This is a genomic window from Pseudarthrobacter sp. N5, assembly GCF_050157035.1.
In the GTDB taxonomy this organism is placed as follows: domain Bacteria; phylum Actinomycetota; class Actinomycetes; order Actinomycetales; family Micrococcaceae; genus Arthrobacter.
This window is the reverse complement of record NZ_CP189593.1, coordinates 457,969-470,216: the sequence shown is the minus strand read 5'-3', so window position 1 is coordinate 470,216 and position 12,248 is coordinate 457,969. Positions and strand designations below refer to the sequence as shown.

Annotated in this window: 11 protein-coding genes and 2 pseudogenes; 3 read left to right on the top strand and 10 right to left on the bottom strand. The window is 64.3% G+C overall.

Annotated features, from left to right (window positions below; genetic code table 11):
- Window positions 1-17: 17 nt before the first annotated feature.
- Window positions 18-566: a Chromate resistance protein ChrB gene (locus ACQCST_RS02340; protein ID WP_426997762.1), complete on the top strand. Its 549-nt coding sequence runs from the start codon at window positions 18-20 to the stop codon at window positions 564-566.
- Here the strand turns inward: ACQCST_RS02340 and ACQCST_RS02335 are convergent.
- The 4 genes from ACQCST_RS02335 to ACQCST_RS02320 all read right to left on the bottom strand — a co-directional run bounded on the left by ACQCST_RS02335 (window position 553) and on the right by ACQCST_RS02320 (window position 4,068).
- Window positions 553-1,560 carry a sensor histidine kinase gene (locus ACQCST_RS02335; protein WP_426997761.1) on the bottom strand — a complete coding sequence of 336 codons (1,008 nt, stop codon included), beginning with the start codon at window positions 1,558-1,560 and terminating at the stop codon, window positions 553-555. The two genes, ACQCST_RS02340 and ACQCST_RS02335, sit on opposite strands and share 14 nt — an antisense overlap.
- A complete protein-coding gene (locus ACQCST_RS02330; protein WP_426997760.1) occupies window positions 1,557-2,228 on the bottom strand; it encodes a response regulator transcription factor in 672 nt (223 codons plus the stop codon). The genes ACQCST_RS02335 and ACQCST_RS02330 overlap by 4 nt, the downstream gene beginning before the upstream one ends.
- 56 nt (window positions 2,229-2,284) lie before the next feature.
- On the bottom strand, window positions 2,285-3,025 hold the full coding sequence (locus tag ACQCST_RS02325; RefSeq protein ID WP_426997759.1) for a phosphatase PAP2 family protein: 741 nt from the start codon (window positions 3,023-3,025) through the stop codon (window positions 2,285-2,287).
- Between the two features lie 761 nt (window positions 3,026-3,786).
- Complete coding sequence (locus ACQCST_RS02320) at window positions 3,787-4,068, bottom strand: hypothetical protein (protein WP_426997758.1); 282 nt, start codon at window positions 4,066-4,068, stop codon at window positions 3,787-3,789.
- A 40-nt stretch (window positions 4,069-4,108) separates the two neighbouring features.
- On the opposite strand from ACQCST_RS02320, the gene ACQCST_RS02315 reads away from it, so the two are divergent.
- A complete protein-coding gene (locus ACQCST_RS02315) occupies window positions 4,109-4,366 on the top strand; it encodes an MFS transporter (protein WP_426997757.1) in 258 nt (85 codons plus the stop codon).
- Window positions 4,367-4,473: 107 nt separating this feature from the next.
- Here ACQCST_RS02315 and ACQCST_RS02310 read toward each other — a convergent pair whose 3' ends face one another.
- The 4 genes and pseudogenes from ACQCST_RS02310 to ACQCST_RS02295 form a co-directional block, all read right to left on the bottom strand.
- Window positions 4,474-6,000, bottom strand: a complete 1,527-nt coding sequence (locus ACQCST_RS02310; protein ID WP_426997756.1) for an alpha-N-arabinofuranosidase — start codon at window positions 5,998-6,000, stop codon at window positions 4,474-4,476.
- 123 nt (window positions 6,001-6,123) lie between these two features.
- On the bottom strand, window positions 6,124-7,107 hold the full coding sequence (locus tag ACQCST_RS02305) for a S1C family serine protease (protein ID WP_426997755.1): 984 nt from the start codon (window positions 7,105-7,107) through the stop codon (window positions 6,124-6,126).
- 183 nt (window positions 7,108-7,290) lie between these two features.
- Window positions 7,291-7,905 (bottom strand): annotated as a pseudogene (locus tag ACQCST_RS02300) (hypothetical protein); the annotation flags it as partial.
- A gap of 94 nt (window positions 7,906-7,999) precedes the next feature.
- Window positions 8,000-8,881 carry an ArgP/LysG family DNA-binding transcriptional regulator gene (locus ACQCST_RS02295; RefSeq protein WP_426997754.1) on the bottom strand — a complete coding sequence of 294 codons (882 nt, stop codon included), beginning with the start codon at window positions 8,879-8,881 and terminating at the stop codon, window positions 8,000-8,002.
- 69 nt (window positions 8,882-8,950) lie between these two features.
- On the opposite strand from ACQCST_RS02295, the gene ACQCST_RS02290 reads away from it, so the two are divergent.
- Window positions 8,951-9,553, top strand: coding sequence for a LysE/ArgO family amino acid transporter (locus ACQCST_RS02290; protein ID WP_426997753.1), 603 nt, complete (start codon window positions 8,951-8,953; stop codon window positions 9,551-9,553).
- Window positions 9,554-9,600: 47 nt separating this feature from the next.
- On the opposite strand, the pseudogene ACQCST_RS02285 reads toward ACQCST_RS02290, so the two are convergent.
- Window positions 9,601-10,424, bottom strand: a pseudogene (locus ACQCST_RS02285) (LacI family DNA-binding transcriptional regulator).
- 17 nt (window positions 10,425-10,441) lie between these two features.
- The gene (locus ACQCST_RS02280) at window positions 10,442-12,094 is read right to left on the bottom strand and encodes a substrate-binding domain-containing protein (RefSeq protein WP_426997752.1); all 1,653 of its coding nucleotides are present in this window, start codon (window positions 12,092-12,094) and stop codon (window positions 10,442-10,444) included.
- Window positions 12,095-12,248: the final 154 nt, after the last annotated feature.

Genomic DNA, 12,248 nt, shown 5'->3' with positions numbered 1-12,248 from the left:
TAACAAATGATACATTTATGGGTGTGACAATGGAAGATTTCGGATGGCTGCTGGTTCTGGTGCAGGTGCCGGCTCAGCCGTCCAGACATCGGGTGGCGGTGTGGCGGGAGCTGCGCCGCACCGGCGCGGTTCCTATTTCCCGCGGGACCTGGGTATTGCCGGCCCATCCTGCCTTCGAATCGGGGCTGACCCGCGTGAGGGAGCTGACAGCGAAGGGGTCTGGAACATTGACCGTGGTCGATGCCAGGGCCAGAGATGAGGAGGGTGCCGCGTCATTCCGTGCGGCCTTTACCGCCGCCCGGGTTGATGAATGGACGGAGTTCACCGCCGACTGCGGCAAATTCGAGGATGAGATCGCCCGGGAGATCGCCAAGGAAAAATTCACCTTCGCCGAGCTGGAGGAGGAGGAGCAGAGCCTTGAACGTCTGCGTCGCTGGTTCCGCGAACTGAAATCCCGCGACGTGTTGCACCTTCCCGAGGCGGAAACTGCTGCCGGGCATCTGGTCAGGTGTTCCGAGGCACTGGATGGTTACGCCGCACACGTCTACGCGGTCACTCTTCCGTAGGCACGCCGGTGCTATGCCGGCGGCGTTCGGGGAGTGTGACGGTGATGATGGTTCCGTGCGGGCCGGTGCTGGTCATCCGGGCGTCTCCTCCCCGGCTGGCGGCTGCTTCCATGACCAGGGAGAGTCCTATTCCGTGGCTTCGCCGTTGTGTTCCTTCACCGGTGGGGTGGCCGTGGGCGAAGCGGTCAAAGATCCTTGACGGCTCAATACCGGTGATGCCGGAGCCGTTATCGGCGACGCTGATCCGGACTTTTCCACCGCTGGTGGTGACGGTCACGGCGATGTCGCCGCCAGTGCCGGTGTGGGCCAGGGAATTATCCACCAGTGCATAGATCACCCGGCGCAGCGTGTGGGCCGGCAGATCAACCCACGCGGCGCTGGGGCTCTTCACGGTCAGCCCGACACCGGCTTCGTCTGCCAAAGGCGTCATCTCCCGGACCGTTTCGGCAATCAGCTCAGCGGCATCAACTATCTCCGCCGGGCCTCGTGTGGTCTCTGATGTTGCAGCGAGCAGCAGGTCGTTGACTGTCCGCGTGAGCGCGGCGGCGTCTTTTCGGAGCTGGGCGACTGTGCCCGAGATCGGGGTGCCTGGTGTTGTTTGCCGGTTCGCCAGCTGAAGCCGGCCGTCCAGTACGGCCAGGGGCGTGCGGAGCTCGTGGCTGGCGTCCTGGACGAATCGCCGCTGCGCGGCCAGGGCCTCTCCGAGCGGTCGAACGGCGCGGCGGGCACTGCTGAGGCCGACGGCTGCAGCAAGGATGATGCCCACGATGCCGCCGCCGATCAGGGCCAGAAGCAAGTCGCTGCTGTCGATGTAGATCCGGCCGGGCCGGGCGGCGTGTTCAAGGATTTCCCCTGGTTGTGAGCGCCGGAGGACAAACAGGAACGACGCAGCGATGACAACGGCAACCAGTGCCGCACACGCCGCAGCGATCTGGATGCTGACTTTGCGGGACGCTGCCCGGAGGATGAGTTGATCGGCATCCGTGGGTTTCATTCCGGTTCTCCGATCCGGTAGCCGGCTCCATGGATGGTGACGATGACGGATTTTCCGACTTTTTTGCGCAGGTAATGGACGTAAGTATCGACCACCGACGGACCGTCCGTGCCCTCAAACACGGCGGTGAGAAGTTCGGGACGGGAAAAGACCCGGCCGGGGTTTCGTGCCAGGATTTCAAGCAGCCCGGACTCGCGGGGTGAGAGAACCACCCGGGCCCCGTAGGCCGAGGACATGATTCGACCTGATGGGTCGAAATCCCAGGAGCCCAGCGACAGCATGGTCCGGGGGCTGTCATAGGTGCGGGTCAGGGCACGCAGCCGGGCCGCCAGTTCGTCGGCGTCGAAGGGTTTGACCATGTAGTCGTTCGCTCCGGCATCGAGTCCGTCGATTTTGTCCTGGACGGCTCCGAGGGCGGTCAGGATCAGTACGGGCGTGGAAACCTGCTTCCTGCGCAGCGCTGCGATCAGGGAGGCCCCGTCCAGGAGCGGCAGTCCCCGATCAATTACCAGCACATCCCAGTCCCCTGTCAGGCCCAGATGGAGGCCCTGCTGCCCGTCTGTGGCCAGGGTGACATTGAACTCGCCGCCGAGCAGCTGGACTGTCAGCGGCCCGAGCTGATCGTCATCTTCAATCAGAAGTACGCGTGGTTTTGCCTCTTCGTCCATGGTCGCATTCTGCCAAGAAACCGCGTCCGGCGGACACCTCACCCCTGGTCGCCCATTCACCGGGCCGGGTAAGGGACCGGGCCAAAGCGACGCAGAACATTGACCCTGGCCAGCAAGCGGAGGGCGTAGCGGTTCCACAGGCCGGCAAATAATATTATTCCCGCAATGGAGACCAGGAACGACGCTGCCACATCGGTCGGGTAATGGACACCCAAATAGACGCGTGAGGCGGCCACCGCCACGGCCACCACTGCACCACAGGCAAGGCTCGGGCGCTCCCATCGGGTGCCGCGGGCGAGGAGGAAGAGGGCGATAGCCAGGGACACCGCAAGTGAGGTGTGGCCGCTGGGGAAACCATTGGAGGCGGGCTCCGACACCAACGGATCCAACAGGTCTCCGGGATCCGGCCGATGCCGGGCCACCAGAACCTTGAAAACCTCGCTGCTCAGCCACCCGGCCGAAGTGATAGCACCCACGGCTATCGCGTTGACCGGGCTGCGCCGCACCACCAGCAGAAACACGCACACCAGCACCAACATGATGATTCCGCCGGCTGGGCTGAAAAGATTGTTCAACGCCAGCGCCAGAGTGTTCAGCACAGTCGAATGATCCCGGCTTACGGCCTGGTCAACGCCAAGATCCGAGGCCGTCAGCACCGGGACAGACTTCATGGTCAAACCCAAGGCAAGCACGGCCACGGCGATGACAGCCGGCAACACAATCCAATGCCTGATCTGCGGAAGCACACCCAGGCGCGCGGTCACGTCCGGGTGACGATCGATGGTCTGACTCTTCACAACTGCCCTCCGCTCCCGTTGATTCAACGGGACTCCACTGATGATTTCTTTTCCAGTGTCCGGAACGCGTTCTAAGGAACCGCTAAGAACCGGAACCTTCCCTTCGATTGCGTGGTCCCGGCAGTTGGTGGTCGAGGTATTCGCCGATGGTCGCTTTGATCTGGTGAGATATCGACAGGAATCTCTTATCCCTCGCCGTTTATGGATTGCAAACAGTCGATTGCCACCTGGCCCGCGAGCCCGTAAACGCCAGCCAGGGCCTGCCCTTGATGCTCGGCTCCCTGGTCCTCCCCCGACGGTCGGCCGGCTTGAACGACAGCTTTGCAGTGGATACAACTTTCCGCTTGCCTCGCGCCAACGGCCATAGTGAAATAAGCAGGGATTCCATCTGGTTGCATGGCACGGTTCACATCCTCCCGAGGACCGTCCACGTTGCGTAGTCCTGACCTCAGTCTTGGCGCTCCTAGCCGCACGAAGACGTTCCCGTCACCAGCGGAGGTTACTCCGGAGCCGCGTCCGGTAGGGATATACGCCAATCGGATGCCAAGGCGGGAACTGGATTCACGCCAGGTGAGGGTGGATCGCCTCCATTAATTACACGGGCGGATCGAGGTTTAAGGTTCAATCTGACGGACAGAAGGATGAGAGGCCCTCCATCCATCTTTTGTGCGACATTCAGGCTCTGTTGCGCATCTACGGAGAGGGGGAAGCTTGTGCCGCACACGTGCGGCCGGGGACATCGAAGATCCCACGCCAACCCGCTATTCGTTATCGTCTGTGAGGGCTTCCTCATCGAGTTCGGCTAAAACGTCAGCCGCATCACGGCTACCGCTGGCAGCGAGGCGCCGAAGCTCATTCAAGTCACCCTTTTCACCGGCGAGTTCAACGAGCTGGTCCACAGCATCCCTGCTGCCGCTGTCAGCGAGACGACGCAGCTCATCGAAGTCTTCTCGCTCCGCGGCAAGTTCGATCAGCTGCCCTACTGCATCGAGGTCACCGCGCGCGGCTTGTTCCCGTAGTGCTGAGAGGTCAGGGTCGGACATCGTGAGGACCTTCCGTGGACTGTTGCTAATGGACACTTAGTTGGCCGTAGATACGCGGGCGTCTGACGCAATCAAGCAGGTCAAAACGGAGCCGATAATAGAGAAAACCGCCGTCATCGCTCATCCAAGCCCTCCCGACCTTCTGCATTTTACACCCCTGGCCCTGACCCACCTCGGACTCTCCGGAACCATGTGGATCGCCGCCGGCATCGCGCTCCTCGGTGCGGCAGTCGGCTACTTCATGGCCCCCGAAACCAAAGGCCAGAACCTCGAAGAAGCAGCCGCACTACAGGGATAACGCCATCCTGAACACCTCCATATCGGAGAAACCGTAGCGGGAGCCGCCACCCATCGAGGACCGGATGCTCCTGCTACAACCGGAACAGGCAGAGGGCTGCAGAGCCCCTAAGCCTCCACGGCCAGCCGGATCATGGACCAGGACACGGCGGGCAGCACGGCGGTGAGCCGGCCGCCGTCGAGCGTGACACTGCCGTTTTCCGCCGGCAGAACAGAGGTGGAATCGTCCGCCGTCGCCTGCCAGTACGGGTCCTTGTTGGCGTAGGTGGCCGCCTCGATGACGCTGACGTTGCCGAGGTCGGCAACCGCAGCATCCAGCGTGAGGGCATCCGTTACTGAACGGTTGACGGCGAATACCACTGCCTCGCCGGCTTCCGCATCGAAGGTGGCCACGGCGGACAATGCGGCAAAGCCGGCCGTCTGCCCACCGCTCACCACAGGAGATTCGACGGCGGGCTGGAGCACCGTACCGGCGGCGTGATGCGATGTGAGCGCGAACGGGTGAAAGGTGGTCTGCTTCCAGGCCCGGCCCCCGGGTTCGGTCATGATCGGGGCGATGACGTTGACCAGCTGCGCGAGGTTGGCGGAATGCACGCGGTCCGTGTTGCGCAGCAGGGTGATCAGGAGATCACCGACGACGACGGCGTCCCCCACCGTGTAGCGGTCCTCCAGCAATGCCGGAGCAACAGGCCAGTCCTTGCCGGACGGAACCTTGGACTCGTCGCGGCTGGCGTGCCAGACGTTCCACTCGTCAAAGGAGATGTTGACTTGTTTGGCGGATTTCTTGACCGACTTCACGTGGTCGATGTGGGACACGATGTCCTTGATAAAGGATTCCATCCGCTGGCCGGCGGACAGGTGCTCCTGCAGATCCCCGAAGTCCTCGAAGTACTGGTGCGCGGAAATGAGGTCGACGAGTTCGTACGTTTCGCTCAGGACCACCCGCTCCCATTCGCCGAAGGTGTCCATTCCCGGGCTGGAGCTGCCGCACACCACAAGTTCCAGATCCTGGTCCACCATGCGCATGGCACGCGCCGCATCCGCTGCCAACCGGCCATACTCCGGGGCGCTCTTGTGGCCGATCTGCCACGGGCCGTCCATTTCGTTGCCCAGGCACCACATCCTGATGCCGTAGCCATCCTCAGCCCCGTTGGCCTTGCGCTGCTCCGAGAAGGCGGTACCGCCGTCTATGTTGCAGTATTCCAGCAGGTCCAGCGCCTCCTGCGTACCGCGGGTGCCAAGGTTGACCGCCATCATGGGCTCCACACCGGCCTTGGCGGACCATTTGGCAAATTCATCCACGCCCACCACGTTGTGGTCGGTGGAGTGCCAGGCCAGGTCCAGCCGGGCCGGGCGCTGCCCCACGGGTCCCACGCCGTCTTCCCAGCGGTAGCCGGAGACGAAGTTGCCGCCCGGGTAGCGGACCGTGGACACGCCCAGCTCCCGGGTGAGCTGCAGGACATCGGTGCGGAAGCCGTCGTCGTCCGCCTGCGGGTGCCCGGGCTCGAAGATGCCGGTATAGACGCAACGGCCCAGGTGTTCCACAAAGGCGCCGAAGGTGCGCCGCCGGACGGGACCCACCGAGAAGGCCGGATCGATGGTGATTTTTGCTGCGGCAGTTTCTGAAATGCCCACGTGAACGTCCTCGCTTTTTTATTTTCTACAACGTTATAGAAAGCATTGTTAGCGCAACCGTCACGTTCGTCAAGGGTGGAACCGGAAACATTGCTGTGCGCCGCGTCCGAGCGGACACGCGCACTACATCGTGTCGGTCATTTCCTCCGGTTCCGCCACGAGGAGCAATTCGGTGCCGTCACGCAGCACTGCTATGTCCAGCGGCGCACCGATTGCTTCGGCAAAGAGCAGCTTCTGCAGGCTTTCGGCATTGGAGACGGATTTCCGGCCGACGCTCAGCACCACGTCGCCGGCCCTGAGTCCTGCGCGCTCGGCCGGAGAGCCCACCAGCACTTCGACGATTCGCAGACCGTCGTGGTGGCCTGTCCGGACCACGGAACTCACCGGCAGCTGGACGGGTGTGCTGACCAGCCCAAGGTAAGCACGCCGGACGCGCCCGTCCTTGAGCAAGGAGGCGATGATCCGCCGGGAAGTGTCGTTGATGGGAACGGCCAGCCCCAGTCCGGCTCCGGCGACTGCCGTGTTGATGCCCACGATCCGGCCGCGGGCATCCGCCAGCGCACCGCCCGAGCTTCCGGCGTTGAGAGCTGCGTCGGTCTGGATAACGTCCTCGATCACACGGCGGTTGCGCCCGGACCAGACAGGGATGGACCGGCCCAGGCCGCTCACCACCCCGGCCGTAACGGACCCCGCCAGCCCCAGGGGGTTGCCAACAGCGATGACAAGCTGGCCCACCCTGAGCGATTCTGCGTCCCCGAACTCTGCCGGCGGCGCCGCAGGAGGCCGACCATGGACAACGGCAAGATCTGAGAGCGGATCGGCGCCCACCACATCCATGTCCGTCCTGGTCCCGTCCGCAAAGACCGCATGCCCCTTCTGCGCGCTCCCCACCACATGGGCATTGGTGACGAGGTACCCGTCAGAGGTGAAGAGTACGGCCGAGCCCGCCCCGACGCGGAACCGTCCATTCCGCCCGTTGCCGGCCATCTCGATCGCAGCCACGTGCGGCGTAACGGACTCGGCGACGCGGATCACTGTCGCGGAATAACTGTCCAGCGGGTCCTCGGACCCGGCAGATCCGGAAACTCTGTTAACAACGGTAGCCACGGCGCACCTCCCCGAACTGACACTTATCTATGTCAACTACTGTGGCCACGATGGTAGTCCCGCGCAGCCTACGCCCTGAGTGAACTCCGCCGCCTCGAAATACCCGTGCCCTGCGTCCCTGGTGACTCCAGCACCGAGCGGTTGCCGGAGTGCCAGTCCAAGTCGATGAGGCCGTGTTCGCCGATGGCCTGGCGCCCCGCCAACTCGCTCAGGTGTTCGTGTCCAAGCTGCGGCCTCGGCTGTGAGGCGGCCGGCGGCGTCGCCCACGCGGAGGATGGCGTGTTCCAGCTTGGTGCTGACAAAGTCTTTGAACTGCGGATTGAGCGCGGAAAGGAAGTCCGCGGACGGGTACTGTCCGTCCTGGAAGATACCTTTGTAGCCTGCAGTGCAGGCGTTGCGGACGTAGTTTCCGCAGAGCTGCCAGACGATCCAGTCGGCAGCTTCCACCCAGTGGTCCGTGGCGGCATAGACTACCGGGTCCTCCTCAAGCAGCTGGAGGCCCTTGGCGAATTCCCACTCCGGTCGATTCCCGCATCGGCGACGGCCTCAGGCACCGCGTAACCCAGGACGTCGCGGAGTCATTTGGCACCTGAAGCGCCCATTCACCGGGAAGCCGTGCGGCGCCGTCGCCCGCTGTGCCCGCAGGGAGGGCGCCGGTAACCACCGCGTGCGGGTAATCGAACACAGCACTGCCCAGCTCTTTGCCATCACGGACCCTCACCACAACAGCGCGGCCGGAAAGGTCCCGTAGTCCACACCAATAACAAAGCAGTCTGTACCCTCAGCGGTCACGCCCATGAAGTCCTCCAATAGTTGCCGTCACTTCGTGGCCCGTCTCAATTGAGAGCGCTAACAACACGCCCTGTCAAGATGACCGCCAACCCCGCGGACCTCATCTCAGCACGTGCGCTGCGTCCTGGATTGCCGCGGCAATCTCGTCCAGAGCGGCTGACCCGTACCGCCATTGCTGCCAATGGAGCGGTACGTCGACATACGTCTTGGGCGCCAAAGTCGTAAGTTCCTGCCGTTGCAGGTAGCCCGCAATTTCGATCTCGGGCATCATCCCCCAGCCCATGCCGAGCCGGATGGCCTCGCCGAATTCGTGCGCGGCGGGGACGTAATGCCGCGGGGGCTGGAGGACCTTGCGGCCGACCCTTCGCAGGTAGCGGTCCTGCAGATCGTCCTTGCGGTCGTAGACCACCGCGGGCGCTGTCGCCAGCGTTGCCGCTGTCACTCCGCCTTCGAACCAGGTCTGGGCGAACGCAGGGGTGCAGACCGGGAGGTAGCGCATAACGCCCAGCCGGCGGGACGTGCAGCCAGGCACCGGCTTGGCAGTGGCAGTGATGGCCCCTGCCGCCGCCCCGCTGCGCAGGAGATCCAGCGAGTACTCCTGGTCTTCGCGCAGGATTTCCAGCTGGACCCTGCCGGCCACCGCGGCCAGGCCAGCCAGCGCCCAGGTATGCAGCGAATCACTGTTGATCACCAAGCTAAGGCGGGTATCCGCGTGGGTTGTGCCCGGCTGCAGCTCATCGGCCAGGTCGGCAGAAAGCAGTTCGAGTTGACGGGCGAAGCGCACCACGGCTTGTCCCGATTCGGTGAGTTCGATCGGCCGGGTCCTCCTCAGCACAGGGCGGCCGACGGCCACCTCGAGGGCACGGATGCGCTGGCTCACGGCGGATGGTGTGACGGATAGGTGGCTGGCTGCGGCGTCGAAGCTTCCCCGGGCAACGATTGCGGCCAGCGTCCGGGCCTGGTCAGGATGAATGTCAATCATTAGCTCATCTTATGGAACCACAGAATCTTTAACTGGTTTCATGACGATCTTCCTTCTAACGTGGGGACGGTGATAATCTCCGTGCTTTCAGGTTTTGCCACCGGCCTGTCCCTCATCGTCGCCATCGGCGCCCAGAACGCCTTCGTCCTCCGGCAAGGCCTCCAGCGTTCCCATGTCACGCTGGTGGTTGCGGTCTGCGCCCTGTCAGACCTTGTGCTGATCCTGCTGGGCGTGGCCGGCATCGGCATCGTCATTGAACAGGCACCCGCCGCGCTCGAAGTGGTGCGCTGGGCCGGTGCGGCCTTCCTCCTGGTCTATGGAATGCTCGCCGCCTGGCGGGCCATCCGAGGGGAACACCTGGACCACCTCGGGACCGGGCAGGGCGTCGGCTGGGCAGCCGTCCTGGGCACGTGCCTGGCGTTCACCTGGCTCAACCCCCACGTGTACCTGGACACCGTGTTTCTGGTCGGGTCCCTGGCCAGCGCTCACGGCTCCACCGGGCGGTGGTGGTTTGCGGCCGGCGCCGGGCTGGGCAGCCTCATCTGGTTCACTGCCCTCGGCGTCGGAGCGCGTTTTCTGGCCCCGCTCTTCCGCCGCCGGAGCGCCTGGCGCGTCCTCGACGGCGGCATCGCCGTGGTCATGATCACCCTCGCCGTGTTGCTGGTCAGCTGAGGGCAGCAGGCGATTTCTCAGCGGGCGAATACTCAGCAGTCGACTTCTCAGCCGGCTGGTGCTGCTGTGCTCCCCCGGATCACCAGTTCCGGCGTCACCACGGTGCTGCTGACCGCCGCGCCGTCTTCGATTTGGGCCAGCATGGTGTCCATACAGCGGCGGCCGAGTTCCTCGAAGTCCTGCCGGACGGTGGTGAGCGGCGGGCTGAAGTAGCCCGATTCGGGCTGATCATCGAACGCCACGACGGAGACGTCGTCGGGCACCCGGACACCGGATTCGCTGAAGGCGCGCAGCAGTCCCAGTGCCATCTGGTCGTTGCCCACAAATATGGCGGTGGCAGTCCGTTCGGCTGCGAGTCTGCGGCCGATTTCATAGCCGCTGCCCGCACTCCAGTCCCCCTCTTCCAGGAGATCAGCTGCAGGCCCGGCCGCCGCCAGGGCGCCACTCCAGCCGTCGGCACGCTCGGCGCCGTCGATCCAGCTTCGCGGTCCTGCGACATGCCCGATCCTCCGGTGCCCCTGCCCAATAAGGTGACCGACGGCGAGTTCGGCTCCCCGCTTCTGGTCCACCATGGCGCCGCTGACGGCCTCATTGCCCAGCGAATCGACCGCCACTACCGGGACGCCCGGCTGGAATTCTTCCAGCGCCTGCCCAGCACACCGATGGTCTGCGAGCGCCGCGTCACCAGGCTCCGGGCGGCGGTGTTGCGCCGGTAGCCTAGTTCAGCAATGGCGGCCTCCACCCGTTCGCGCGTCGCCTTGCTGACATTGGGGTGGTTATTGACCACCCGGGACACGGTCTGGTGGGAGACGCCGGCGCGTTCCGCCACGTCTTCAAGACGAGGCAGGCGCCGGTTGCTGCTTTTTGGCATGTACCTATTGTCTGCGTCTATTGTCCGCGCGCCAGCAGGGCGTCCACGAAGACGCTCGGAATGTCCTTCGGATCCCGGGCAATGTAGCTGGTGCCGCCCGTGGCCGCAGAGATTTTCTTGAGGGTCGCGGCGTCGGCGTCGGCGGTGATGCCGATGGTGACGATGATGACCGGCTTGGCCGGATCGCGTTCGCGCTGCAGGGTTTCCAGCAGCTGGTCCAGGTTGAGGGATTCCGGGTCTTCATTGGCGCCGTCGGTAAAAAGGATGATGCTGTTGACGGCGCGCGAATCGTAGTTGGCTTTGACAGTACGGTAGGCGGCCAGGGTGGAATCGTAGAGGCCTGTTGCTCCGCCGGTCCGCTGGTCCAGTCCGGTGATGTCCGCCACCAGGCGGTCACGCTGGGTGACGCCGTCAGCCACTGCGTCCATTTTCCGGATCGGATCCAGCTCAATGTAGTCCTGCGTTCCGCCGCCCAGGCCGATCGAAAACGCCCACAGGCCCAGTGCCGCCGTGTTGGGGAACAGCTTGCTGCCGGCAATCGCTGCCTGCTGCGTGAGCTGCATCCGGGTCTTGCCGCCGGCGTCGAAGTTCATGGAACCGGAGACGTCCATGACCACCAGGGAGCGGAACGGGATGGCCTGCAGCGCCCAGCCCTTGAGTGTCTTGTCCACGGTTTCCGCGGAGGCAGCTTTGACCGCCGTCACATTGCCTACGCCTGGTTGGTCGCCAGTTTTGCTGCCGTCGGCCGGCCTCAGCCCCACATCAGCAAGATCCTTCTTTCCGGACTCGGTGGCCAGTGCGTCTTCGAGCGCGGCGGCCGCTTTCTTCAGGGATTCACCGCGTTCGCCGCTGGCGGTGACCGCCACCGGGTAGCTGAGCGACACGGATCCTGAGTGCGGCAGAGATGCTGAGAGCTGGGCACCCGCCGGTGTCTTCGCGAATTCCAGCCAGGCCTGTTCAGTCACGATGGCAAGTCCGCCACCGGAAACCACGGCCTCGAGCTGCTTGGCGTCAGTCTGCTTCTCGCCTGATCTCTGGCTTTCACCTTGGGCCAGTTGGGCGATGGTGGCCTGGAGCGCTTTGGCGTCGGCGCGGCCGCCCTCCACCTCGGACAGCGCGCCGAGGAGCGCCACCTCGCCGCTGCCGGTCACCAGCGGATCACTGAACCGAATGCCGGGGGTCTGCAGGGCGCTCAGCCAGGTGGCGAACGCGGGGACCTCGCCTTTGCGTCCCACCAACACGCCGGGGGTGGAGGCAAGCGAGGAGACGGCGATTTCCGGCGCCGCGGCGGCCACCACGCGCTGAACGCGGACTGCGGAATCCGCCACCCAGATGTCCGGGGCGTCTTTGCCGGCAGTGACCTTCGCGGCTATTTCCGGTTGGCTTTGGGTGCTCACGCTGAACGCGACGCAGGCGTCCGCCGGAACCGCGGCGGCTGCCTTTTGAACGGCCGACGCGATGGTGGTGTCGGCAGCAACGGTGACCGGGGCCGGCGTCATGCATTTGGCGCCAGCAGGCGTCTGCATGTTGGTGATCCAGAAGACGATACCGGCGGCAACCGCAACGGTGACGACCGCGCCGAGGACCATAAGGACACGCGGCCAGAAGAACGGCGACCGGCTGGGGGACTGGCCGCGGCTTTCACGGCGAGCTGATCGGCGACCTGTCATGGGTGTAGTACCTAACTCCTGAGGATTCCGGGTGTGCCGGTGGGGTTCTGTCCAGCTGTTACCGCGCCCGGGACACCCGGACCGGCTGCAAAATCAGTTAAGTATACGTAAAGGAGTGTGTTGTATCACATCCTGCGCCAAAGTCACGGCGAAC